This window comes from Halosolutus sp. YCN4, from assembly GCF_059736495.1.
Window position 1 is genome coordinate 753,617 of record NZ_JCASSM010000001.1, and the last position, 25,426, is coordinate 779,042.

The 25,426-nt window shown below is 62.5% G+C and carries 21 protein-coding genes; 9 read left to right on the forward strand and 12 right to left on the reverse strand.

The genetic code is table 11. The features are described 5' to 3' along the window. Positions 1-894: 894 nt before the first annotated feature. Positions 895-1,815: a hypothetical protein gene (locus AC6I6X_RS03705; RefSeq protein ID WP_497929150.1), complete on the forward strand. Its 921-nt coding sequence runs from the start codon at positions 895-897 to the stop codon at positions 1,813-1,815. Positions 1,816-1,986: 171 nt separating this feature from the next. On the opposite strand, the gene AC6I6X_RS03710 is transcribed toward AC6I6X_RS03705, so the two are convergent. Further along, the gene (locus AC6I6X_RS03710) at positions 1,987-3,801 is read right to left on the reverse strand and encodes an asparagine synthase-related protein (protein ID WP_497929151.1); all 1,815 of its coding nucleotides are present in this window, start codon (positions 3,799-3,801) and stop codon (positions 1,987-1,989) included. 498 nt (positions 3,802-4,299) lie between these two features. Here AC6I6X_RS03710 and AC6I6X_RS03715 point away from each other — a divergent pair, with 498 nt between their 5' ends. From AC6I6X_RS03715 to AC6I6X_RS03725, 3 genes are all read left to right on the forward strand, one after another. Further along, entirely contained in the window at positions 4,300-5,223 is a 924-nt protein-coding gene (locus tag AC6I6X_RS03715; protein ID WP_497929152.1) for a hypothetical protein, read from the forward strand. A 314-nt stretch (positions 5,224-5,537) separates the two neighbouring features. Then, positions 5,538-6,950, forward strand: coding sequence for a hypothetical protein (locus tag AC6I6X_RS03720; protein WP_497929153.1), 1,413 nt, complete (start codon positions 5,538-5,540; stop codon positions 6,948-6,950). Between the two features lie 293 nt (positions 6,951-7,243). Then, complete coding sequence (locus tag AC6I6X_RS03725; RefSeq protein ID WP_497929154.1) at positions 7,244-8,719, forward strand: sulfatase-like hydrolase/transferase; 1,476 nt, start codon at positions 7,244-7,246, stop codon at positions 8,717-8,719. A 279-nt stretch (positions 8,720-8,998) separates the two neighbouring features. Here the strand turns inward: AC6I6X_RS03725 and AC6I6X_RS03730 are convergent, their stop codons facing one another. Beyond that, the gene (locus AC6I6X_RS03730; protein ID WP_497929155.1) at positions 8,999-10,024 is read right to left on the reverse strand and encodes a GNAT family N-acetyltransferase; all 1,026 of its coding nucleotides are present in this window, start codon (positions 10,022-10,024) and stop codon (positions 8,999-9,001) included. A gap of 573 nt (positions 10,025-10,597) precedes the next feature. On the opposite strand from AC6I6X_RS03730, the gene AC6I6X_RS03735 reads away from it, so the two are divergent. Further along, a complete protein-coding gene (locus tag AC6I6X_RS03735; protein WP_497929156.1) occupies positions 10,598-11,716 on the forward strand; it encodes a DUF354 domain-containing protein in 1,119 nt (372 codons plus the stop codon). A 141-nt stretch (positions 11,717-11,857) separates the two neighbouring features. On the opposite strand, the gene AC6I6X_RS03740 is transcribed toward AC6I6X_RS03735, so the two are convergent. Next, the gene (locus AC6I6X_RS03740) at positions 11,858-12,874 is read right to left on the reverse strand and encodes a polysaccharide deacetylase family protein (protein ID WP_497929157.1); all 1,017 of its coding nucleotides are present in this window, start codon (positions 12,872-12,874) and stop codon (positions 11,858-11,860) included. A gap of 288 nt (positions 12,875-13,162) precedes the next feature. Here AC6I6X_RS03740 and AC6I6X_RS03745 point away from each other — a divergent pair, with 288 nt between their 5' ends. Continuing rightward, positions 13,163-13,372, forward strand: a complete 210-nt coding sequence (locus AC6I6X_RS03745; protein WP_497929158.1) for a hypothetical protein — start codon at positions 13,163-13,165, stop codon at positions 13,370-13,372. Here the strand turns inward: AC6I6X_RS03745 and AC6I6X_RS03750 are convergent. From AC6I6X_RS03750 to AC6I6X_RS03770, 5 genes are read right to left on the reverse strand one after another with little or no spacing between them, the layout of a single operon-like run. Then, entirely contained in the window at positions 13,357-14,403 is a 1,047-nt protein-coding gene (locus tag AC6I6X_RS03750; RefSeq protein WP_497929159.1) for a glycosyltransferase family 2 protein, read from the reverse strand. The genes AC6I6X_RS03745 and AC6I6X_RS03750 overlap by 16 nt on opposite strands. Beyond that, positions 14,396-15,880, reverse strand: coding sequence for a nucleotide sugar dehydrogenase (locus AC6I6X_RS03755; RefSeq protein WP_497929160.1), 1,485 nt, complete (start codon positions 15,878-15,880; stop codon positions 14,396-14,398). Before AC6I6X_RS03755 ends, AC6I6X_RS03750 begins: the two co-directional genes overlap by 8 nt. Continuing rightward, positions 15,877-16,860 carry a Gfo/Idh/MocA family oxidoreductase gene (locus AC6I6X_RS03760; protein WP_497929161.1) on the reverse strand — a complete coding sequence of 328 codons (984 nt, stop codon included), beginning with the start codon at positions 16,858-16,860 and terminating at the stop codon, positions 15,877-15,879. Before AC6I6X_RS03760 ends, AC6I6X_RS03755 begins: the two co-directional genes overlap by 4 nt. Beyond that, positions 16,857-18,071 carry a DegT/DnrJ/EryC1/StrS family aminotransferase gene (locus AC6I6X_RS03765; protein WP_497929162.1) on the reverse strand — a complete coding sequence of 405 codons (1,215 nt, stop codon included), beginning with the start codon at positions 18,069-18,071 and terminating at the stop codon, positions 16,857-16,859. Before AC6I6X_RS03765 ends, AC6I6X_RS03760 begins: the two co-directional genes overlap by 4 nt. Further along, entirely contained in the window at positions 18,068-18,646 is a 579-nt protein-coding gene (locus AC6I6X_RS03770; protein ID WP_497929163.1) for an acyltransferase, read from the reverse strand. The genes AC6I6X_RS03765 and AC6I6X_RS03770 overlap by 4 nt, the downstream gene beginning before the upstream one ends. A 412-nt stretch (positions 18,647-19,058) precedes the next feature. Here AC6I6X_RS03770 and AC6I6X_RS03775 point away from each other — a divergent pair, with 412 nt between their 5' ends. Further along, entirely contained in the window at positions 19,059-19,595 is a 537-nt protein-coding gene (locus tag AC6I6X_RS03775; protein WP_497929164.1) for a DUF7344 domain-containing protein, read from the forward strand. Positions 19,596-19,783: 188 nt separating this feature from the next. Here the strand turns inward: AC6I6X_RS03775 and AC6I6X_RS03780 are convergent, their stop codons facing one another. The 3 genes from AC6I6X_RS03780 to AC6I6X_RS03790 form a co-directional block, all read right to left on the reverse strand. Further along, positions 19,784-20,773, reverse strand: a complete 990-nt coding sequence (locus AC6I6X_RS03780) for a DUF1616 domain-containing protein (protein ID WP_497929165.1) — start codon at positions 20,771-20,773, stop codon at positions 19,784-19,786. A 271-nt stretch (positions 20,774-21,044) separates the two neighbouring features. After that, positions 21,045-21,320, reverse strand: coding sequence for a PadR family transcriptional regulator (locus AC6I6X_RS03785; protein ID WP_250142631.1), 276 nt, complete (start codon positions 21,318-21,320; stop codon positions 21,045-21,047). Between the two features lie 155 nt (positions 21,321-21,475). Continuing rightward, positions 21,476-21,808 carry a helix-turn-helix domain-containing protein gene (locus tag AC6I6X_RS03790; RefSeq protein ID WP_497929166.1) on the reverse strand — a complete coding sequence of 111 codons (333 nt, stop codon included), beginning with the start codon at positions 21,806-21,808 and terminating at the stop codon, positions 21,476-21,478. Positions 21,809-22,426: 618 nt separating this feature from the next. Between AC6I6X_RS03790 and AC6I6X_RS03795 the strand changes: the two genes are divergently transcribed. Next, complete coding sequence (locus AC6I6X_RS03795) at positions 22,427-22,588, forward strand: DUF7563 family protein (protein WP_246969724.1); 162 nt, start codon at positions 22,427-22,429, stop codon at positions 22,586-22,588. A 180-nt stretch (positions 22,589-22,768) separates the two neighbouring features. Continuing rightward, positions 22,769-23,272, forward strand: a complete 504-nt coding sequence (locus AC6I6X_RS03800; protein ID WP_497929167.1) for a DUF7344 domain-containing protein — start codon at positions 22,769-22,771, stop codon at positions 23,270-23,272. 175 nt (positions 23,273-23,447) lie between these two features. Here AC6I6X_RS03800 and AC6I6X_RS03805 read toward each other — a convergent pair whose 3' ends face one another. Then, on the reverse strand, positions 23,448-25,343 hold the full coding sequence (locus AC6I6X_RS03805) for a DUF7282 domain-containing protein (RefSeq protein ID WP_497929168.1): 1,896 nt from the start codon (positions 25,341-25,343) through the stop codon (positions 23,448-23,450). Positions 25,344-25,426 lie beyond the last annotated feature (83 nt).

The following is a 25,426-nucleotide window of genomic DNA, read 5'->3' on the forward strand; positions in this document are numbered from 1 at the left end:
CGGTTCCGGTATTTCGTTTCGTTCCCGACCTCTGTGATAACGACTGATAGCAACCCCTCTTATAAGCAAACAGGCAAACCTCGCCTTTCATCATAGTCACGTTCGTTGCCAACCTACTTGTGAACCCGCCTCACCCCCGCTCTGTGTGGTACTTTTCGACCACTTTCAGTTGTTTCTGATCTTCTGCCTTTAAAGACTGTACCTGTTAACAGCTGGTTAATTCCGGATAGGGGTTTTCCGACGGGCTGTATGACCGATAAGACCGGAGACGAGTTCGATTCAAATAGGAGGATCAGTCGCCGCTCGTATCTCACGGCCACTGCGGGAGCGATCGCCGCTACAGGCGTCGGAACGGCGAGCGCGTCGAACGACTTCGAGGTGATCGAAGTCGGTGCGGGCGAGACCTACGACGTTAGAATTGGCAATGGAGAGAGTCTAGAAAATGTCCTCATCGATATTACAGCTACCGGTGCGGGCTACCGAATTATCGCGAACGGCGACGACTGGTCGATCAGAAATCTCGGTGTCAGGGGGAAGTGGGATTACGAGCCAAACGGTTCACCGTTCGCGTGTCAGGTTCGGAGTGAGAACGCAACTGCGGTAATCGAAAACGTATATCTCGGCGACGGGACGACAGCATCGGGGACTCTCAAATGGCGTAATCCGACCGGCATCTTTGTTCACGCCAATCACGCCGGGACGTTAAAAATTCGAAATCTAAACGTGCAGGGATATATGGGCCGAGGTGTCTACGCGGCTGGTCCGGGTAACGGTGCCGAACATCCCGCACCCGGGGCCGGCGGAGAAGTTCATATCGAGGATTCGTACGCCAGTAATAACCGCTCGACCGGGTTTAGCCTGGGATCGGAGGGGAGTTACTGCAAGAATTGCGTAATGGTTGATAACGTCGTTCGGGACTACTGGGGCTACTACGAGCACACCGAACTCATCGATTGTGATGTCGGCGGCGCCCCGAACTCGATCAACGTCGGCAACGGAAGCTGGGACAAAGGACGCCGAGCCGAGATCACGGCGACCGATACTCGCTTTGCCGAAGCGGACGTCAAACTGGTCTCGGATACGAACCAACTGCACGGGGATTCGGTTGGTCGGCCGCGAGATCAGTACCCGGATGGTGTCCCGACGTCACCGGAAGAAGCAGCGTCGGGCAGCGGGTTCAGTTCGAGTGACAGTTCGTCCGACGTTGATGGGTCCTCCGGAGAAACCGACGAGAACGAACTCTCGAACGTCGTCGTCTTCGACGGCACCGGAACCAGCGACACGACGGATTACGAGTTCGTCGTTACCGAGGCGGTCGAACCGAGCACCGACGACGACGCAACGATCGACCCGGAAGCCGAAGTCGATGGCACGCACGCGAGCGGCGTGGTGGCCAACTATCTCGACGCCTGGCGGTTCAACGGCGAAATCGAACAGCTCAGCGTCGACGGCGACGCGACCGTTCGTGTGAACGGCGTCGAAGTCGATCCGGATGACTTCGACGACGTTGACGACGGCAGGACCGTACTCCCGAACGTCGTCGTCTTCGACGGCACCGGAACCAGCGACACGACGGATTACGAGTTCGTCGTCAATGAGGCGGTCGAACCGAGCCTCGACGACGACGCAACGATCGATCCGGAAGCCGAAGTCGATGGCACGCACGCGAGCGGCGTGGTGGCCAACTACCTCGACGCCTGGCGGTTCAGCAGCGAAATCGAACAGCTCAGCGTCGACGGCGACGCGACCGTTCGCGTGAACGGCGTCGAGGTCGATCCGGATGACTTCGACGACGTTCTCGAGAGCGCGTTCTGACCGTCAGTCTCGGCATTCTACCGTCAGCGAACGGTATCAGTCTCGTCCGGGGACCGCTGATCCGTCACACTGAATCAGCTCCGAACATTTCTGACGGAGTGGCCAGAGCGCCGTCTTGGTATTCAATTTTCAAGTCCGGAAACGTGTAGCGATTGACGGCTGTACTGTGGTCTATCCCCTGTTTGTCGAACTCATCGAATTCGTGTGTGGGGAAACTCTCTCGGCGCCCTGAACAGGGGGATCTGCGAGACCCTCGGCTACCAGAACGGCTGTGTAAATAGCGTTCAGTCCGTACGGTCGATAGGATTCGTGGTTATCGACGATCGCATCGATTTGCTCTTCCGATAACGGTGCGATGCTGGAGGATCTCGTGAGAACTGACCGTATCTCATTCGAGATGTCGGTGGTGGTACCGGGCTTATCCTTGAGAACGCTGACTGTGAGGTCGTACAATCGTCGGTGTTGGGTTAGGAAATCGTACACGAGTTTCTTTATTTTGTACTCGGTGGACGTGAGAGGTGCTCCGAAGTCGGCATACTCGAACTCGAGGAGTTCGGGGGCCAACTCGCGAAGGAATGCCGAATAGAGAGTGCGGTCGCGCTTTTGGCTGTCCGGGCAATTGATAGCGTACTCGAAAAACGGGAGTGAATAGAACGGCGTGACGCTCCACGCGTAGTACCGGTTGCGGTCCTCGCCGTGATGGAGCAGATTGAACCCGCGTTCTCGAAACTGGAAGTGAACGTATCGTTGGTCCAGATCCGATTCAGGATACGACAGTAGTTGTTCGTGGATCGACTCTAGAAGACGCCGTTCGTCTATATTTGCTACGTCGGCGGCTTCTGCTGGTGGAATATGACCGTTGGTCTCGATAAGCAGATCGATGAGACTTTCCATGGTCTCCGGGTGGCGAGGGGGAGTGAGATCGACGAGTAATTTATCCCCACCATCGCCCGTGACGTACGTGATGCGATCGTGGTCATCGCGTAACTGCTCGAAAAAGTCGATGATGAAGGACATTCCCACCCCATTCATCCCCTGTTTCATATCGAGCAATTCGGAGCGATTGGTTTCGGACTTTTCTGCGGTATATTTGCTCCACTCCACCCCGAGCGTAGCTGCAATAGATTCGGCGACGTCGAGCTCCGATTCGTATAGCCCTTTCGTATTATCGAACGTGGCTGTCGTAAATGGCACTTCCGCAGCGTGGTACCCTGCAGCGACTGCTCGAGAGTCGAGTCCGCCACTCAGAGACAGTACGGAGGTCGATCGAACCCGCTGTCTGTTCTTACAGGCGGATACAAACCGGTCGGCCAGGTTCTTTGCGTTCTCTTCAACGCTTCTATCGGCGTAGTCGTCGGTCGAGAAGTCGAACTGGTGCAGTCGTGTTAGTGAAATGTCGGATTCAGATACATGAAGCAGGGAGCCCGGGGGGATCGAATTCACATCGGCGAACGGTGTTCGAGTCCCGAGCGTGTGTTTGAAAAGCAGTTGCTGAGCGACTGCCAGTTGATCGATATCGAGGGGAGACCCGCACCGGCGTGCGAATTCACGGACGAACTTCAACTCACGCGAAATTATCGTTGTCTCTCCGATCGTCGTATAGTACGTCGGGAGGCGGGCGAGCACGTCGGTGAGCAGTGTAACTGTCTCATCGTGTTTCCAGTAAATCGTTACGAGGAAATCACCGTCCTGCTCGAGAAGCCAGTCCCTGAGATCGTCGTGGCGCCGTTCAGAGACGAGGGTTATCAGAGCATCGGGCGTAATCCGTGACTCGTACATCTGTCCCTCGACGAAAAGAACGGCTCTGTCGGTCTCGTAGCGATGTACTGGATACTCCCTGTACCCGGTCTTGGTAATTATCGTTCGGGACGAGGCGATTTCCCGATCGATCTCATAGTTGTCGAGAAAACGGATCGAATCGAAGAGACCCCGCATGTCGTTTATGTTGTCTCCATACGATCCGTGTAGTACGCTCAATCCGGGCATTAGTGGTTTTTCACTCGACCCGACTATTTCGTTATACAGAATGTACCGAAATCGGGTCTGTGGTTGCCGGGAATAACACAATATTTTTGCTATATTCGGTCTCGGATCATCGGTGTTTCCTCGGAAGGGGTACTCAACTTAGAAATCACGAGTCGTGTTTCTCACCCTGCTTCGACGACTCCGCGGAGAGCGGGGCCGAGATCGCGACCAGACGGTTCAGGAGATGGTGACCGCAGGACCGGTGGAGCGACCGGATCGGTGAAGCGCTGTAGACGATATTTGCTGTCGGGCGCCGATCGGTTCCCGTTCGATGCCGTCCGGAATTATGCGGCCCGACTGATCGACGGATTTCCAGCCCTTTCGGCCCTCTCGGAGGGGCAGGACTACGACACACGGCCTCACGGGTGAGAATCTCACTGATGAAATTTCCCCCACCATATAATCGGCGCACTCGTTAATGAGGTCTTAGTTCCGTTATGGGGGTTTTTCCTGACCCGTATGTTCGACAAACCAGACGCCGACCACGAATCGTCCCGACGACTGAGTCGCCGCTCGTATCTCACAGCGGCAGCCGGAGCGGCGGCGACGGTCGTCGCAGGCTCTGGAATCGCGTCGGCCGACGACGAGTACGAAACCGTCGAAGTCCCGGAGAACGGGACCTTCCAGCGAAAACTCAGTGACGGTGACGTCCTCGAGAACGTCCTGATCGACATCTCGGCGACGGGCGCGAGTTACGACATCGACGCGAAAGGCAGCGACTGGACTATCCGGAACGTCGGCGTCAAGGGAGCGTGGGACCACGAGCATCCGACGTCGCCGCTTCGAGTCGCCGCCGCCGCCGACTCCACGTGCCGAATCGAGAACGTCTACCTCGGCGACGGCGTGATTCCGGATCTCCCGGCGTCGTCCAATCCGACGGGCATCTACGCCTGGTGGGACCACGCGGGCACGATCGAGATCGATCGCGTGAACATTCAGGAACACCCCGACAACGGGATCTACGGTTCCGCGCCGGGCAACAGTAGCGATCATCCCAATCCGGGCGGCGGTGGCGAGTTGCACGTGACTAACTCGTACGTCCGCGCGGGGAAGACGGCCAGCATCCGCCTCGGGACGGACGGCTCCTACGCGGAGAACTGCGTCATGTGGGGCAACTCCCACCGCGGGTACTGGGGCTACTACAACGAAACCGAACTGATCGACTGCGACCTCGGCGGTTCGCCGACGGACATTCACGTGGGATCCGGTTCGTGGAGTGCCGGACGCGAAGCGACCGTCTCCGTCGAGGATTGCCGCTTCGAGGCGACGGAAACGGCCCAGAACACGAACGAGATCGTCGGTTCGTCCGTCGGCGAACCCGAAGACCGGAAACCCGACGGCGTCCCGACGACGGCGACTGAGGCGGCGTCCGGCGGCGACTGAACTCCTTCTGTACCGCACTCGGTCGCGATCGCCGATCGACCGCCGGTAATCGCGGATTTCCACCCGGTAGTGTTTCGTATCGACCGATACGTCTTCGATCGGATCGAACGACATATCGTGCGAACTGATCCCACAGAGACTCTGACTACGAGGTCATAAAGACTGTACCGGTTAACGGTGTTTTAATTCCGGATCGGGGGACTCGGCTGAGTTGCATGACCGACAAGCGCGATTCGGATCGACGGTTGAGTCGCCGTTCGTATCTCACGACAGCAGTCGCCAGTTCTGCTGCTCTTTTCGCTGCCGGAACCGGGATGGCTTCGGAAACTGAGGAGTACGACGTCGTCGAGGTTCCACCGGGTGGAACGTTCCAGCGGACACTACGGGACGGCGACGTTCTCGAGAACGTCCTGATCGACATCTCGGCGAAGGGTGCGAGTTACGACATCGACGCGAAAGGGAGTGACTGGACTATCAGGAACGTCGGCGTCAAAGGAGCGTGGGACCACGAGCATCCGACGTCGCCGCTCCGGGTCGCCGCCGACGCCGGCTCCACCTGCCGGATCGAGAACGTCTACCTCGGCGACGGCGTGATTCCGGATCTCCCGCCGTCGTCCAATCCGACGGGCATCTACGCCTGGTGGGACCACGCGGGCACGATCGAGATCGATCGCGTGAACATTCAGGAACACCCCGACAACGGGATCTACGGCTCCGCGCCGGGCAACAGTAGCGACCATCCTAACCCGGGTGGCGGCGGTCAGTTGCACGTGACCAACTCGTACGTCCGCGCGGGGAAGACGGCCGGCATCCGCCTCGGGACGGACGGCTCCTACGCGGAGAACTGCGTCGTCTGGAACAACGCGCACCGCGGCTACTGGGGGTACTACGGTAACACCGAGGTCATCGACTGCGACTTCGGCGGATGCAGAACGGATCTTCACGCCGGATCCCGTTCGTGGAACGCCGGACAGAAGGCGACCGTCTCCGTCGAGAACTCTCGCTTCGGTTCGACGAACAGGGCAACGAGTTCCAACGAAATCATCGGTTCGTCCAGCGGCGCCCCCGAACACCGGATCCCCGACGGCGTCCCGACGTCGGCGGCGGAAGCGGCGTCGGGAGGCGGATCCGTATCCACGTCGGAGGAAACGGATTCTACGTCGGTGGAGACGGATAACGAACTCGAAAATACGCTACTCGTCGACGGGAGCGCGAACGGCGACGTCACTCAGTACGAGTTCACCGTCTCCGGGGCTACCGAACAAGCGACGTACGAGGGCGCCTCGATCGACGACGAGGACACGATCGACGGTGGCCAGGTTACCGGTGCCGTCGCCGACTGGCGGGACGCGTTCCGGTTCAGCGGTGACCTCGAGGAACTGACCGTCGACGGACCGGGTCGAGTCATCGTCAACGACGAACCGGTCGATCCAGCGGAGTACGGCGACGCTCAGGGATCGGACGATCAGGACCTGCCCCCGCACGCGCTGGTGATCGACGGGACCGAAACCGACGGGACGACGTCCTACTCGTTTACCGTCGACGGCGAGGTCATCGCCTCGAGTTATCGTGATGCCTCGATCGATTCCGGCGACGTGATCGACGACCGAACCGTCGACGGGTCCGTCGCCGACTGGATCGACGCCTACTGGTTCGACGGCGACATCGTCGACTTCAGTCTCTCCGGTGACGCGAGCGTCGACGTGGAGTACAACGTCCGTCAGTAATACCCTCGTACGTCGCTCTCGAACCTCGATCGCTGTCCACCCCTCGAGCGTTTCGGTCGGTCTCTTCCGTTTCCGTTCGTCTCGCGGTCGCTATCGTTCCCGTACTGTCCTTCGGTCCTGGTTTCGTTCGTTTCCGAATCACGCAACTGACGATGAACGACTCGGCACGTCTACCCGACGAGAACGGCGTGCGCCTACTGTCCAGTAGGGTTACTGCACGTTCGTCGCGTTTGGTAGTAGACGGATAATTACTATTGCTGCATTTCACAGACTAATCGGACATATCCGGAAGAATGATCGAACGTTCACCCAACATATTCGTCCTGACGATCGATTCGCTCCGGGGGGATGTATACGACGAGCTCATGCGGGAGGTCACCGCCAGTATCCAGGGAGTCGAATTCACGAACGCGTTCGCGTCCGCGAGCAACACCGGAAGTTCGATGCCGGCGCTGGCTGCCGGGGTGTTCTGCGACCGCGTCGCGAACGGCTCTCCCAATCTCAAACTCGGCGTATCGAGGGACGACGACGACGTCGTCACGATGGCGGAGGCGTTCGCCGATTCGGGATACGACTGTTCGCTCTGGAGTGACAACGTCATCTTCGGATCGGAACGGAATTACGACCGCGGGTTCGCCGACGGTCGGACCGGGACCCCGAGCTGGAAAAAGCGCGCGCAGAAACTCGTTCAACGGACCGGTTCCGATCGGTTCTTCAACGCGTGCCGGTGGGCGTACTTCAACGTCGTCGGTCGTCTCGAGGAACGGATCACCGCTGAGAGCAATTATTACGTCTCCGCCGACACGCACCACCGGGCGGTTCTCGACTCCCTCGAGGGAACGTCCGGCGGGCAGATGCACTGGATCCACTACATGGACGTCCACCATCCGTTCGAACCGCCAGCCGACTATCTCGCGTCCCGATCGCTGAACACCGATCGCAGTCCGTCCGAACTCGGCGAACTCTCGTCCCGGGCGATCATTCAGAATCGCGGCGAGGGAGTGACCGACGACGACATCGAGGATATCGTGCAGGCCTATCGTGCCGCCTGCGAATACTTGCGAGACCGACTCGTCGACTTCGTCGAGAATCTCATCGACCGCGATCACTACGTTCCGGGTCACGACGTGATCGTTCTCACTGCGGACCACGGGGAAGGGTTCGACCGCGAACGCCACGGAATGCTCGGTCACACGCCGACACCATCGTTTTGGGACGATCTCGTCCACGTTCCGCTCGTCGTCAGCCATCCGGACTGGGATCCGGGGACGATCGATTGTCAGGTCAGTCTGATCGATCTCATGCCGACGATTCTCCACGCCGTGGACGTCCCAGTTCCGCCTTCGGTCGATGGAACGGCTGCCGCCCAGCCGACCGAGCTGTGTCGGGAGCACGTCTTTTTCACGGCGACCGGCCCGTACAGAACCTATCACGGCGTTCGGAGCGACTCCGGCCGGAAACTCTTCTCCGACCGAATCAGTGATTCCGAGTCCGTCGAACTGACCGGTTCCGACGATCGCGGCGATCAGGATCACGAACGCGTGGTGCTCACTTCGGTGGACGATGCCACCGAGTCGATCGAGTTCGAATGCCGACTCGATGCGAACGCGCGTCCGTCCGAAACGGGTGCCCGGGAGCAGTGGCGGGACCTGCGGCGACGACTCCGCGAACACCGGGGCCAGATCGCGACGAGGCGATTCGACGAAATGTTGAGCGAGGAAACGGTGGCCCAACTCGAGCAACTGGGCTACGTCGATAACATTCGTTGAGAGTCGCCGAGAGCGGTGTGTTCTCCCGTTGTGGGCCGCCAGTTGGAGTCCGTCGGCCGACGCCCGGATGGCTCGACGAGACGCGAGTCGGAGATCACCGCGTTCGATGCAGAATTCGGGCGGAGAGTCGATCGAGGACGAGAAACGACGGACGTGAAACCGACTCTTCGGTCCGAGATCGCCATCGGAAACCGGCGCAGGACCGAGCCACGGACGCGTACGCATTCGCCCCTCGATACGCGGCCGTGCCGCGACATACCGACCGGACGGCTGCTGTCGCTACCCTTTGGTGAGCGAGCCTGACAACTTCTGGTAGGTCGACTTCGCCAGTTGCATCTCGAGCCCGGCCGATTCGACCACGTAGTACGGGCGAAGTTCGCCGTTGAACTTGCCCTTGTACTCACAGAGCCGTTCCGTGTTCGCGCCGACGAGGTCGTACCCTTCGATCGAGTCGAACTGTGGATCGGTCACGAGATCCTCGAGGATCGTCCGATGCAACATGGTGTTCACGCTCACGTTCTCGTAGGACGCGACGACGCCCCCCTGCCAGTAGTAGGCGAGATCGTTCGAGAACAGGGTGACGATACCGCTCTGGTACTCCCCGTCCAGGTTCCGCGCGACGTAGACGCGCCAACGATCGTCGTCCAACGAGGACAGGAGATCACGGAGGAACGCGCGGGACATCGGTGCGATGTCGCCGTGCTTTTCGAACTGGTCCACGACGTCGTCGTAGATTCGCAGAGCGGAGTCGATCCCTTCGGTTTCGATCGAGAGGTCCACGTCGTCCAGGCGACGCATTTCGTTCCGGAGACTCTTGCTGAACCCTGCCATGGCCTCCTCGATGTCGGTGGCGTCGGCCACGTCGACGACGTACGTGAACTCGGGTTCCATCGCGAGGTCGTTCCAGCCGTAGGGCCGCGGATCGGCGTAGTCGAGCGGACAGGTCATCCGGAAGAGCGTCGTCCGATCGTCGAGGCCGAGTGCGTCGATCACCCCGTTAGCCAGTTCGCTGTTGATTTGCTCCCACTTGCGTTGCTTCGGGCTGTGGGGGTCGATGATCGGACCGAGTCGGGGGACCCCCTGGGAAACGGGCGGTGAGAACACCGCTCGGCCGATCGATCGATCGGCAACGAACAGTGGAACCATCCCGACGATGTGGTCCCCTTTGTACGCCGCATAACAGTGCAGTTCCGCGTTAGAATAGTCGTCGAGGACGGATAGTGCGTCCGGGTCGTGAAATATCTCGAACCCGTTCGCCGGAAGCGCATCACTCCATTCCTCGAGACCGATTCGTTCGATGTCCATACTACTCTCCGGTGGGGTAGCGACGAGTCTTGTTATTCACACTGTACGGTTTCGATGATACTCATTGGCGACGATTAACGGTCCGTAGGCGGGCCGCTCGGTTCGCGACGGGTTCGATCCGCAGCGGAAGCGATCGATTCGCCCTGGTCCCCGTTCACGACGATACCAGCTTTCCGTTCGTGATCGATCTCGTCCACGTCCTGCGAGGGTTCATACGGATCGTTGTAACGTTTTCCTGGTGATCGCCCAGCCGGGGCGGCGATCACCGGTAACGAATCACAACAGACCGTATCGGCCGATGCACGGCCACCGTTCGAACGGCATTATCGACCAGTTCCTTCGGTTTGGCCGTTCGACGGGAACGATCGGCGGCCCGTCGGTTCGTTCCGATGATCGGTGGTCGTCGATCGGTACTGATCCGATCGGGACCAGCCGTCGGCGGGGAGTATCCCCCTGCTACTGTCCCGGACGAGTCGCCCGGATTTTCGGTGCCGTCGGATACGGGAGGTATGAAGTAGATAACAAACCCCGTCGATTGCCTCATCGTCCGATCAGGAGACGGTGGCCTTCAGCATGAAATATTTGTTTTTCACGAACACGCCTGCACACGTTCACCTGTACAAACACGCCGTCCGGGCGCTTCGCGAGGAGGGCCACGAAACCCTCATTCTCGCTCGTGACTACACCTGCACGATCGACCTCCTCGAGTGGTACGATCTGCCGTACGAGGTGTACGGCTACTGCGATACCTCGAAGGGGTCGCTGTTGAGTCGCCTGCCGGCCCACTACGTCCGGGCGTTCCGGTTGGCGCGACGGTTCGATCCGGACCTGATCTTCGGGATGGGGAGTTACGCGGCCCACACCGGTGCGGTTGCCAGGGCGCCGACGGTCCTGCTGATCGACTCCGAGCCAGCGTCGCTGGACCACACGGTCTCGACGCCGTTCGCTCGTGCGATCCTCACGCCGAACACGTTCAGGAAGGAACTCGGGGACGACCACTACGTGTTCCCCGGGTTCAAGGAGTGTGCGTACCTCCATCCGGAGATTTACACGCCCAATCCGTCGATCCGGGACCAGCTCGGCCTCGGGTCCGACGAACCGTACGCGATCGTCCGCCTCAACGCGTTCGGTTCGCAACACGACGTCGGCAAGCGGGGGATAACGGGTGAGCAACGCTACCACCTCATCGAACGGTTGAGCGACGAGGCGACGGTTCTCGTCTCCGACGAGGGTGCCGAGACCGATCTCGAAGGGCTGCCTGCGCGCCCGTTCGACCTCCACCCCGCCCTGATGCACGACGCGCTCGCCGAGGCGGAGTTGTTGGTCGCCGACACGCAGACGATGGTGACCGAGGCAGCGCTGCTCGGGACGCCGGCGATCCGGTCCAACTCGTTCGTCGGCGATTCGGACATGGGGAATTTCGTCGAACTCGAGGAGCAGGGCCTGATCCACAACGTCGCCGCCTTCGACGACGTGTTAGAACTCTCGGTGTCGCTGCTCCAGGACGATCGGACCGACGCGGAGTGGCAGCGTCGGCGGAACGATTACCTCTCGGATAAAGCGAACCTGACGGACCTGATCGTCGACGTCGCGTCCGTTCGGGGCCACGTCGACGAACTCGAGTCGCTCTCCCGGTTCGAGCGCGCGTCGGGCAGGACGCCCACAGCGACCGTTGGCGTCAATGGGGACTGATCACTGACCCGGTCGGACGTCTCGCGGTCTCCGTACGACGGGGACAAGAGCCGATCGATACCGACTGCGCTGCCCGTAGCGACCGATCGGATTCCGATGGTCGATCGGTTCGTAACTCAGCCCTGCCACTACGACCGTCGTTCAGTCGGGTGAGGACTCGGTGGCCTCGAGAGAATCGTCCGGCTGATCGGGGTTCGACGGCCGAGAGTCGTCGGTCGACCGATGATCGAGGATCGTACAGAGCCGTCGCGGCGTCCCGACCCACGCGCCGCGATCGAGCGCCGTTTCGACGAGCCAGCGGTAGAGCGTCCGGTAGCCGGGGAACTCCCGGTCGTTGAAATACCGGGGGTGCCAGAGCGCCGTCATCACGGCGTCGTTGGCCGCGGCTTCGGCGAGCAACTCGTCGCACCTGTCGCGGGCGGCGTCGAAGTTGGTGCTGGGATCCGGGAGGGCCTGTTCCATGATCGTCAGCGGAAACACCCGGAACTCGTCGCCGAACGGACGGATCGGCCGGTAGCCTGCAGTGAACCCGCACGTCGTCCCCGATCCGAGGCTGGCGTCGTAGCGGAGGCCGATCGATCGATAGTGCCGCCACGTCTCCGGGACGGACAGCCTGAGATGGTGCTGTCGCCCGCCCGCGACCGGTCCGTCGAGCACCGACTCGAGGACCGCCTTTTCCTCGCGTAACCGGTCCGGATCGGTCGCCGTGTGGTAGGACCCGTGGAGGCCGACTTCCCAGCCGCCGTCCGCGAGATCCCGGATCACGTCGACCATCTCGGGCGCGGTCACGTCGTACCGACCGAGGTGTTCGATCCAGTTCGACGCCGAGAACCAGTCGCGCGCCGGCCGATCGGCGAGCAGGTGCTGTTCGTTCAGGAAGTAGAACGCAGAGCGGACGCCGAGGTCCTCCTCCAGCGCCATGAGTTCCTCGAACTGCCAGTAGGGATTCGACGAGGAGAGGGCCGTTCGGAGGTGATAGCCCGGTCGACCCTGGGCGGCCCGGTAGAACGATCGGAACCCCTTGTACGGCCGGTCGACGTCGTGGGTCAGACAGAGGGCAAAGGACGCGTCGCCGGGGACCGGATCGTCGTCCCGTGATGCGTCGGCGACCCACTCCGGCGTCGCCGAGTGCGCCGTCCCACGGGTCTCGTCGCTCATTGAACCACCGCCCCCGTCGGGACGTTCTCCACCGATCGGTCCGATGGGTGCGTAAACCGTCTGCTGATCGAGTGCGCGGTAACCATGGATCGGTCGAACTCGTCAGTTCGATGAACTGGAAGTAGCTTAGTAAATAGTCGCATTACGAGGATCTTACGCCTGATACTCGGGGATCGCACCGGGCCGATCGGCGGCGTTTCGCACCGTTCGATCGCCCCCTGCGTTCCGGATGCACGGTTACGAAAGACTTATTTTCAGTTCTGGAATACTGTCCGGTATCACTGTCTGATGGGCCTCTCTAACTTGCTGTCCACGCTGCTCCCCGCGTCGGACTCCGAACCGGAGCCGGAAACGCCGGCGTCGGCAGCCACTGCCGAAGATGCGACCTCCACGGACGTCGTCCACGAGTGTCGAACCTGCGGCACCAACGTATCGGCCGACACGGTTCGCTGTCCGGCCTGTGATGGCGAGGACATCGTGACCTACTCGATCGACTGAGTCGCTCGCCGGGCGTGACTGTCGGTCCGGTCGTCCGGCGGTACTTCGAGCGGTTCGTTCTCCTCGGCGTCGAGCCAGATCGCGATCCCGAGCGAGACGATGCCGAGCAAGACGGCGACGAACGACGCCAGGGCGGCGGTGAACCCGTCGCCGTCGCCGGCCGCTCGCCGGATCGAAGCGGCGAGTCCAGCCCCGCCACCGACCAGACCGGTCGTTCCGGCACCGTAGAAGACGACCGCGGGGTGGAACTCCTGAACGACGTACCGCGTCTTCAGCCGCCAGAGAAAGCTGCGGAGCAACAACAGGGAGACGAACCTGACGAACGGCAGGTACCGGATACTGCTCTCCTCGTCGCCGTAGACGGCCGCCATCGGCACGTCCGCGACGCGACAGCCGTGGACGTTGAGGTGCGTCAGCAGGTGATTGAGGAACCCGTACCGATCGGTGATCGCGTCGAGGTCGAGTTCCTCGATCGTCTCCCGGGAGATGGCGGTGTAGCCGTTCTGCGGATCGCCGATCGACCAGTAGCCCGAGGCGAACTTCGAGAGGCCGGTCAGCATGGCGTTGCCGACGAATCGGAACGTCGACATCCCCTCCCGATCGTCGGGGGAGCGCAGCCGGTTCCCCTTCGCGTAGTCGGCGTCGCCGGTCGCGACGGGATCGACGATCAGGTCTAAAATCTCGGGATCCATCTGGCCGTCGCCGTCCATCACGGCGACCACGTCGATCCCGTCTCCAGCGGCGCGTTCGTAGCCCGTCTTCACGGCACCGCCGGGCCCCCGGTTCTCCTCGTGGCGGATCGGGATGACCCGTCGGCTCTCGCCGCCGTCGGCGATCGTCTTCGCGGATTCGGTCCGCTCGTTGATCCGGGCGGCGACCCGCTGAATCACGTTCCAGGTGTCGTCCGGCGACGCGTCGTCGACTACGTAGATCCGATCGACGAACGCGGGGATGGTCTCGATCACCCGGCCGACGAACGCCTCCTCCTCGTAGGCGGTCACGACGACGCCGATCGAGTTGCCCTTATACATCCTCGCCCCCGTCGGTCTCGGTGCGACCGGGTTCGGTGGACAGGTTATCCGACGTCGGGCCGGTAGAGAGGTCTTCCCGACCGAACTCGCGCGGCGGGCGGCCGTCGCGAGACCCGGCGAGCGTGTACGTCCGGTGACCGGTGCCCGCAAGGTCGAGCGCGTCGCGGCCGTCGACGACCACCATCGGATCGAGGTCGGCCCACGGGATCCGATCGAACGCCTCGTGAGGGGTCACGACGACGGCGGCATCGAGGTCTGCGTCGGCGAGATCGTCGATCGCGAGCGGGCGGGCGCCGTAGGCCGCCGGATCGACGAGCGGGTCGACGCCGGCGACGGCCGCGCCGCGCTCGTCCAGTTCGTCCACGACGTCGAGCGCCGGTGAGGCGCGAGTCTCCTCGACGCCGGGACGGTAGGTCAGCCCGAGCACGGCTACAGAGGCGTCCGCGAGGTCGGTCCCGACGACCGCGAGTTCCCGCTCGAGGCGATCGACCACCACGGACGGCATGCCGTCGTTGACGTCGCGAGCGGTTCGCGTCAGCGCCATCGGTTCGTCCAGTTCGGAAAGCAGGAAGTGGGGGTAGTAGGGGATACAGTGGCCGCCGACGCCGGGGCCGGGATCGTGCAGCTGGCACATCGGCAGGTCGTTCGCGGTGTCGATCGCCTCCCGGACCGAGACGTCGAGTTCGTCGGCCAGCCGACCCAGTTCGTTCGCGAGGGCGATGTTGACGTCGCGGTAGACGCCCTCGAATACCTTCACAGCCTCCGCGGTGGTCGCGTCCGAAACCGGGTGGATTACGTTGCTCGAGAGTTCGTCGTAGACGATCGCGGCCGCGCGAGTGCTCGCGTCGTCGACGCCGCCGACCACCTTGGGGTACTGGCCGCGGATGTCCCGCAGTGCGGTTCCCGAGGAGGTCCGTTCCGGGCAGAACGCGAGGCCGAACTCGCCCGGTTCGAGTCCGCTTTCCGCCGCGAGATGCGGCAGGAGAACGTCCCGGCAGGTCCCCGGCGGGAGGGTCGATTCGGCGACGACCAGATCTCCGGGTTCCAGGCCGCCCGCGATGTCGTCCGCGACGGATTCGACCGTGGTGAGGTTCGGCCGATCGTCTTCGTCCAGTAGCGTCGGAACGATGACGACGTGTATCCGCGCGTTCGCGGCGGCCGCCGGCCCGTCGGTCGTCGCGTCGAGTCGATCCGCACTGACCTGGTCCGCGACGAGGTCGTCGAGACCGGGTTCGCCGACGACGTGACTCTCGCCCGCAGTGACGGTCTCGACGACGTCCGGATCGACGTCGACGCCGGTCACGTTCCCCGTCGTTTCGGCGTAGACCGCGGCCAGCGGCAGCCCCATCTTGCCGAGTCCGTAGACGGCAACCGGGATCTCGCCCCCGGTCAGGGCCGCCCGCAGTCGGTCTTCCGACCGTTCGGAGTCGTAGAGTCCGATCGCGTCGCGATCGGTCGTCCGCTCCCGGTCCGTCACGCTTCCACCTCTCGTTCCCGTGCGGTGCCGTCGTCCGCGATGAGCGAGTCGATCCGCTGGATCGTCTCGAGCGCGGCGATGCCGTCTTCGGGGGTGACTTCGGGTGCCGAACCGGTCCGGACGGCGTCGACGAACGCCTCGAGTTCGTGACGCAGCGGTTCGCCGTTCGAGACTCGCGGCCGTTCGACGACGCTCTCGTGTCGGTACCGATTCTGCCCGTCGTCCGTGAGGTACTCGGGATACGAGTCCCGATGGATCAGGACGGACTGTTCCAGGTAGTCGACCTCTACGAGGCACTCGCGGGCGGTCACCGTCAGTTTCCGGACCTTCTTCTGCGTCAGGCGACTCGCCGTCAGCGACGCGATCACGTCGTCGTACTGCATGGTTGCCGTCGCGTACTGGCCGTTCTCGGTTCCCGTCGCGGTCATCGCGTTCGGCTGTTCGTCGAGGATCGACCCGACGACGTCGACGTCGTGGACCATCAGGTCGAAGACGACGTTCCCGCGAGCCGTCCGATCGACCGGCGGTCCGAGCCGCTCGGCTTCGACGGCGATGACGTCGAGGTCGTCGATCAACTCGGTCAGCGTCTGGACGGCGGGGTTGAACCGCTCGATATGGCCCACCTGCAGCACCAGACCCTCCTCGCGGGCCTGCGCCGCGAGCGCACGCCCGTCCGCGACCGTCTCGGCGATCGGTTTCTCCACGAGGACGTGGGTCCCGGATTCGAGACAGGTCGAGACGACGTCGTCGTGGACGTGTGTCGGTACGGCGACGGTCACGAGGTCACAGTGATCGAGCAGCGCCTCGGTGGTGACGGCCGTGGCTCCGAACTCGCCCGCAACTCGGCGGGCGACGGTTCGGTCCCGATCGCAGACACCGACGAGGTCGACGTTCGGGAGTTCGCTGTACACGCGTGCGTGGTTCTCGCCCATCGAGCCGACGCCGATGACGCCGGCCCGGAATCGATTGTCGTCGGTCATGAACTGGTGTAGTGATCCCGCACTGCTTCGACCACGGTCCGGCGGTCACGCTCGGAGAGACCGGGGTGAACGGGCAGGGAGAGCACGGCGTCGGCCGCCCGCTCCGCTCGCGGCAGTCGCGTCGCGGCCGTGCTCACCGACTCGTAGGCGGACTGGCGGTGGATCGGCGTCTCGTAGTAGACGGCGCTGTCGACGCCGTGGGCGTCGAGCGTGGCCGCCAGCGCCGATCGATCGTCCGTCCGGACCGTGTACTGGTGGTAGACGTGGCGATGCCCCCGCGGCTCCGTCGGCGTCTCGATCGGCAGGTCGGCTAGTTCCTCGTCGTAGACCGCCGCGTTCTCCCTGCGGGCGTCGTTGAACGACGGCAGGCGTTCGAGCTGGGCGCGTCCGATGGCCGCCGCGACGCTCGTCAGGCGGTGGTTGTGACCGAGTTCGACGTGGTCGTAGCCGCCGGTCCCGGTTTCGCCGCGACCGTGGTTGACGTAGCGGGCGACCCTGTCGGCGACGTCCGCCCGGGTCGTTGTGACCATACCGCCCTCTCCGGTCGTCATGTTCTTCGTCGGGTAGAACGAGAAGCAGGCGGCGTCGCCGAACTGGCCGACTCGCTTGCCCCGGATCGTCGCGCCGTGGGCCTGGCAGGCGTCTTCGACGACGAACAGGTCGTGCCCGTCGGCGATATCGAGCAGCGCCGCCATGTCCGCGGCCAGCCCGTAGAGGTGGACGGGCAACAGGCCGACGACGTCGTCTCGTTCCCCGACGATCCGCTCGACGTCGTCGGGATCGATCGTGTAGGTCTCCGGGTCGATGTCGGCGAAGACCGGCGTCCCACCCGCGAGCCTGATGGCGTTGGCGCTCGCCACGAACGAGAACGGAGAAGTGACGACCGCGTCGCCCTCCTCGAGGCCGAGTGCCTCGAGCGCGGCGTGCAGGGCCGTCGTCCCGTTCGAGGTCGCGACGCCACGGTCGGCCCCACAGAAGGCGGCGAATTCCTTCTCGAAGGCTCTCACTTCCGGCCCGTCGGCGAGCGTGCCGTCCTCGAGAAGCGACTGGACCCGATCGACGGCGTCCCTGCTGAGGGCGGGATCGGCGATCGACACCCTGCCCTCACCGTCGGCCGATCCGAGCGAGTCAGCGCCACTCCCGGCGTCGCTGGGTTCCGTTCCGGCGTCGATGCCCGTCTCGACGTCGGTATCGGTGTCTGTGTCCGTCATGCGAGCTGGTTCGGTCCCTCCAGGGGCTCGGGAAGCGATCGTTCGGTGGCCGGCGCTCCGACGGCGAGCGTGTCGGGCGGCACGTCTTCGGTGACCACCGCTCCCGCAGCGACGAACGCGTTCGCCCCGACCGTGACGCCCGGGAGAACCGTCGCGTTCGCACCGATCGACGCGCCCTCCTCGATCGTCGGGCCCTCGAGACCGTCGTCCGTCCGGATCGGGTAGTCGTCGTTGGTCATGACCGCACCCGGACCGACGAAGACGTTGTCCGCGATCGATGTCTGGGTCGGGACGTAGACGTTCGTCTGCAGGCTCACGTGGGAGCCGATCGTCGTCTGGCCGTCGATGACGGTCTTGGTCCCGACGAGCACGTCGTCGCCCGCGGTCGTCCCCTCGCGGATCAGCACGTCGTGACCGGTCCTGAAGTCGTCGCCGATCGTCACGTCGCCGTAGACGATCGATCCGGCCCTGATCGTCGCCCCGTCGCCGACCCGCGTCGGGTCGTCGAACTCACCGTAGCCGACGGTGGCGCCGTCGTCGACGGTGCAGTTCGTTCCGCTGACGAACTCAGCCACGGCGATACACCCCGGTTACGGTCGGCCGTACCGACCCGCTCGTCGTTCGTTCGTCGATGAGATCCGTGCCGTTGATATGGTACATGGAGTATCGATACCCGCGTGGGCAATCGTCCTGACACAGCCGGTAACGAGGCTTTGTTATCCCCGTCTTGAGTGGTTCGTAGTCACGAACTACAGCGGGAACGAAACCGGGATCGGGAGACCGTCGTCCTGGAACCAATGGAACACGAATTCTGCGTCTCAGGTCGTTCTCGATGCTGGAAACGTTGGCTTAGCCGTCAGTCACGAGGCCCAACTGGTACAATTCCCTTTCTCGAGGGTAGCTGAGCGATAGTAAAGGGTCTCAGTGTGTCACACTGTCGTGTGCGGTATCCGAACACACCCGAGGCCGGGACCGCGAGCGCATCCCATGACTGACAGTGAACTCACCCAAGCTGAACTGTTCGACGTGTTCAGCAACGCCCGGAGACGACGGACGGTCCAGTACCTGAAACGAAACGGTGGCACGTGTGACCTCGCGCCCCTCGTCGAGCAGGTCGCCGCCTGGGAGAACGAGACGTCCACCGAAGACGTAACCCGGACGCAACGTCGCCGTGTCTACATCTCGCTCTACCAGACGCATCTGCCCATGCTCGAGGATCACGGCATCGTCGACTGGAACCCCGACGATCACACCATCGAGCTCCTGCCCAGCGCGGAGCTGTTCGAACCCTACCTCGACCGACGCCTCGAGGACCAGCGATCGTGGCACCGGATCTACGCGTCGGTGACGTCCCTCGGCGTCGTCGGACTCGCGATTTCGTGGTTCTCGATCGGCCCGCTGTCGACCGCGATCGCGCCTGCCGTCGCCCTGGTAGTATGTGTCATGGTTCTCTTTATCGCGCTCGCACAGCACGTCGCCCGCCGGCCCGATATCGGCCGCTCTCTCGGGAGCGCTGGCCGGTAACGAACCCGTTTTCAGTCACCGTTCGGGTCCGTCGACGGCTCGATCGACCGGCCGTCGACTCGCTGTTCTGCCGTCCGCGGTCGATCGTCGGTCCTCGCCGCGTCCGGCGTCGATACTGCGTCACGTGTCGCCGAACCCGTCGACGACCTGCCGTCAGTTGCGTTCGCCCGGGAGTGCGATCGGCGGCCCTACCCCGTCGTGACCGTCACCCAGAAGTAGGTGTCTTCCAGCGCGTTCTCGTTGGTCGGCTCGGCCGGCGGTTCCTCGTCGTACAGGAGGACGCTGATCCGAACCGTCTCGCCGGGTGCTGCGGTCGGCGTAATCCCCTGTTCGCCGGTTCCGGTGTTCCCATCCGACACGGTGGCGTCGATCTCGCGTAGCCGTTCTCGCTCGACGACCTCGCCGTCTTCGACGGTCTGTTGCTGGACGACGACCGTGTAGTCCTCGTGGTCACCCTCCTGGTTCTCGATCGCGATCGTGACCGGGATCGTCTCACCGGGAGCGATCTCGTCGGGTAGTTCGCCGGCGACCAGGTCACCCTCCTCGTTCTCCGTGTACAGTGCCAGTTCGGTAAAGCCGCCCGCCGAGGCTGGCGCGAGCAGAGCGAGCACCAGTGCCCCGCCGGCGACGCCGATCGCAACGACCAGCACCACCGAAGACAGTCTGATCGTACCGCTCCCCGTCCCCCGGAGTCGTCCGAGTGCGGCCAGCGGCGACACGGTGAACCGCTTCGACTGTGGCGTCCGAAGCCGGCGAACGACGCCCAGTTGTGCCAGTCCAACCGTCACGACGACGAGGCCGACCGTCGACGACGCCGTATCGAATCCCCGGTCGGTCAGGGGGAGCGCGAACGCCAGCAGCGCCACGATGGCCAGCGAGAGCGGAATCGCCAGTCCGACCCGTTCGATCGCGTCGATACCGCGGGGTCGCTGTTCGCGTCGTCCCGTCGCCACGGCCTGGCCGTCACGTGCGGCGGCCGGGAACAACAGCGAGACGAGGGCGTATCCCGGAAGGAACAGCACGAGCGGGATCGTCACTGCCAGCCGTAGTGTACTCCCGTCCGGGAGATTCGATATCACGACGAAGGCCAGGAGCGCCGCGGCGGACACGATCGCGAGATCGATCGGGTACTGTCGGACGCGTTCGAACCGCGTCCAGGTGTTCGTTCGATGACTCATCGATGCGTCACCACGTCACCCAGTTGTCGTCGGCTGCAGACGATACGTCGTCCATATCCGACTCGTAGTTCGTTTCCGATCGCTTTGTTATGTCACTCGTACGTGCCGACGACGATTCGTTTCCGAGAAAGCTATGCCGATACGGCGACACCGGTTCGCCGACGCGATTCGGCCGGGGAAAACCGGGTCGAGTCAGGCTGAGCCAGGGCGACGGCGGCCCGAGAAGGTAGCGGCACCGCTGATACTGGGGTCGATCGACACGGCCTGATCACTAGAAGTCGACGTACTGTTCTTCCCACTCCCGTCGCTCCTCGATCTGCTGGCGACCGGCGTCGGTGATCGCGTAGTAGTTCGTCCGTCGATCCAGTTGTCCTTTCTCGACCAGTTCCTTGTTGACGAGGGTGTCGAGATTGGGATACAGACGGCCGTGATTGATTTCGGAGCTGTAGTAGGTCTCGACTTCGTCTTTGACGGTCTGGCCCGACGGTCGGTCGGCACCCGCGATCACGTACAGGAGGTCTCGCTGGAAGCCGGTCAGATCGTGCATTGCTCAATCACACTGACCGTTCCACTGAGTAGATATTTGTTATCCGTATCATACAGCCGTATTAGTGCTTCTTTCAGAATTCGATCTCCGGACGAAACTGTCCGTTCCGGCGACAGTTCTCCGTCTCGAACGTTCACTGCGATTGGTCGGTCTGGTTAGCTTTCGGTGCGTGCAACCGTCACCTCGATTCCATCTGCCCCGATCCTGACGGAGAGAGTCTCGGCCCGCGCTTCGTAGGCGGTCGTGTGTGACCCGTCCTCGTCGAACCGCACGCACTCGGCCAGCAGGTCGCTTTCGAGGAGATTGTTGATTCGTCGATACACGGTCGCCGAGGAGCTATCCGTTCGTTCGGTCAGTTCTTTCGCCGTCTTCGGACCGTCGCTCGTCGCGACGAGAATCGTCCGGGCACACTCGTCCCCGAGGACGTCGAGTTGGGCTGCCGGTTCGTCCGAGGGCTCCGATCGCGTGTTACTCGCTTGCGTTGACATGCTCGTGATCACCCATAGTCGCCGGGTCGGTTCGCTCGCTCTCGGTCTCGAGAGGCGTCAGTGCTCGCTGTTGGGGCTCGCAGTCCACCACTCTCGCGAGGTCCTCCATTTCTTCCAGCGATACAATCGGTAAGCGATAGTGGTATTTTATAACGATGTACTTTATTTTCCGAAGGACGCTCATTCGATCGCGAAACAATACGTTACGATCGAGAAATTATCGGTTTCCGCGAATCGACGCGAGATTCAATCGGTTGTTTTGCCGTCGAATGCAGGCCAACCCGAGTGAATTCACGTTGAGATCCAGTTCTCCGAACGGCCGGTAAGTGGCTCCCCCACGGCTTGTACCCCCGAATACTGGTCGGAAACTGCGTGTTTCGCGCCCCGCCGAACCGCATCGGAGGTGAACGGTCTACGTCCTTTATTCACGTCTGCTTCCCTGTGATGGGTGATGCCGGACGAGTGCGTCCCACGAGGCCATCGGCCACCGAGTTCCGAACTCCGGCCACGGGGACGACTGCGGTTCGTGCCCGACTCTCGACGACCGCACACCCGCAACCCCACTCGTTCGTGTCCAAACCCCCCAACATGACTCCCACACAGCACAACTGGAAGCCGATGGAATCGTCGACGGCAGGTGCCCGCTGTCGAAACTGCGGAACCCACGTCACGCAGCAGTTCGCGCGCGTATTCGGTGACAACGGGGACGTCGTCCACGGCTGTCCCGCCTGCACGACCTATCGGGAGATGCAGTCCGGCGGGCATCTCCCCGGCGACTGATCGCCTGCGTTGCGGTCCTGATCGTTCGTCCACGTACCGAACTCGCCGATCCTGCCGGTTTTATTCTCCCGCGAGACACTCCGCAACGAATACCGCACGTTAAAGTTAGTGGTTAGCGAACAGGGTAGTACATGGTACGAGGTGGTGGACTGTCCGTCGATCGCGTTTTCTCCCCGATCAATGTCCGTTCAGAGGAACCGAACTGAGTCGCTCGCGGAAAGCGAGGTCTTCCACATCCTCGGAAACGATAGACGGCGGGCTATCGTCCAGTTGCTCGCCGCCGAGTCGGGGACGGTCGACGTCTCCGACGTCGCCACCGAAATCGCCGCGAGCGAATCCGACTCCTCGCCCGTCCCGAACAACCTCTACAAGAGCGTCTACGTCTCGCTCCAGCAGACGCACCTGCCACAGCTCCAGGAGGACGCCGTCATCGAGTACGACTCCGATGCGAAGACGATCCAGCCCGGTCCGAACTTCGACGACGTCCTCACGTACGTCGACGGCGAGGACACCGATCGATCGTCGGTGCTCAGGTTGCATCTCGGGCTCTGCGTCCTCGGACTGGTCGTGATCGCACTCGCGGGACTCGAACTGCCGCTCTTCGTCGCGATCGATCCCGTCCTGTCGAGCGTTCTCGTGATGCTCGCTGTCGCCGCAAGCAGCCTCTACAGTCTGTTTTCCTGATCGGCTCGTTCTCCCGGCCGCCTTCCCGATCGGTTCCCTCGATCCGATCGTCGGCGTGTCGTCCGGGCGTGGGTACAACGTCGGGGCGCGATCGACGCTCTCTAGCGTGTCGAGTCGATCGGCCCTGTACGCCCCTCGATAAAAAGACGCCCTGTCCGTTGGGTGGTAACGACAGTTAGCTGTTCGCGTAGCCGATTACCGCTGCGTCCGCCTCGGTATCGTTGTCGTCGGTTTCGTTGTCGTCGGTCTCGTTGTCGTCGAAGTCGTCACCCTCGTCGTCGAGGCCGTCGTCTTCGTCGGTTTCGTTGTCGTCGAGACCGTCGTCGTCATCGAGTTCGTCCTCCTCTGCTTCGGTCAGTTCGATATCGGCGACCTCACCGAACTCGTCGCTGAGGACCATGTGAACGTACTCGCCGGGTTCGATGTCGGACGTGTCGACGTCGAACTCGACGGTTTCGTTCTCCCCAGCGTCCAGCGTCACGTCCTGTGAGTCGACGAGGTCACCCTCGAGTCGGAACTGGATCTCCTGGGTGTCCTCCTCGTCGTTGGGGTTCGAGACATCGGCGGAGACGGTGATCTGGTCACCGACGGTCGCGCTTTCCGGCGCGTCGAGGTTCGCGACGGTGAAGGAGTCGGATTCCTCCTCGTCGAGGTCGTCACCGTCGTCGGTGACGTTGTCGTCGGTGTCGTTGTCGTCGAGATCGTCGCCGTCATCAGTGACGTTGTCATCGAAGTCATCACCGTCGTCAGTGACGTTGTCGTCGTCAGTGACATTATCGTCATCAGTGACGTTGTCGTCGAAGTCGTCATCGTCGTCGGTGACGTTGTCTTCGAGGCCGTCACTGTCGTCAGTGACGTTATCGTCGAGGTCGTCTTCCTCCTCGACGTCGTCCATCGGCTCCTCTACTTCGTCTTCGTCGGTGACGTCACCGATGACGAACACGTAGACGGTCGCCTCTTCGATGGTAATCTCGATGGCGCGATCCGCCTCGTCGGGTTCCTCTTCGACGGGTTCTTCCTCAACCGGTTCTTCGTCGACCGGCTCTTCCTCAACCGGTTCTTCGTCGACCGGTTCCTCTTCGTCAGGTTCTTCCTCGGCAGCTTCGACCGTCAGCGTCGCGGTCTGGTTGGCGTCTTCGGTGTACACGCCGTGCGTGTAGTCACCGGGTTCGAGCGCTGCCGTATCGATCCCTTCGAACGTGACGGTCTCGTTCTCGTCACCGGCCAGGGTGACTTCTTCGCTCGCGAGCGCCTCGTCGTCGACGCGGAACTCGACCGTCTGCGTGGCCTCCGCTTCGCCGGTGTTCGTGATCGTCGCGGAGACGTCGATGACGTCACCCTGGGTGACGGTCACGTCCATCGGCTCGAGATCACTGACGTCGAAGACCCCGGCTTCGGGCTCTTCGGTTTCTTCGGAGTCGTCAGGTGCTTCGTCGACCGATTCCTCGTCGACGGCGCCGTCCTCGACGGTAACCACGGCGTCGTCGGTCACGGGTTCGCCGTCAGGCGTGAGGTACGGACCGTCCTGTTGCCCCTCGGTCTCGACGAAGTCGTACGTCTCATTGTTGTTCGTGTCGCGGTGGGGCATCGCGATGAGGGTCTCGTCCTCTTCGAGCGGTTCGTCGAGCGTCACCGTGACGTTCTCGTGCGTTCCCGGCTCGAGATACTCGGAGGTGCCGACGACGCTCCCGATCACGTTACCCACGAGCAGGCTGCTGTCGTGGATCGTGACGAAGCCACCGCTGGCCATCGTGACCTCGTCGACGACGACCGTCTCACCGTCGGTCGTCTGGTCCTCGAACGTCACCATCGCCGACTGGGTTTCGTTCTCGGTATCTTCCTCGAGACCGTCATCGGGTGTCTCATTGTCCGCCGTCTCGTTATCGTCGTCCGAGACCGTCTCGTTATCGTCGTCCGAGACCGTCTCGTTGTCTGTCTCGATATCACCGTCGCTGGCGTTGTCGTCCTCCTGGACGGATGCCGCAGGGGCAGCCCCTGCAACCATCGCCCCGCTCGAGGACAACAGCATCAGCGCAGTGAGTACTACGAGTACTTGATTGCGTGCGTTCATGTCTTGTGCCGTGAAGGCATTCCCGAATCGATGGCTGGAGCGTATAAACCGACACTACCATTACGGCGAGAAACTGGATACTA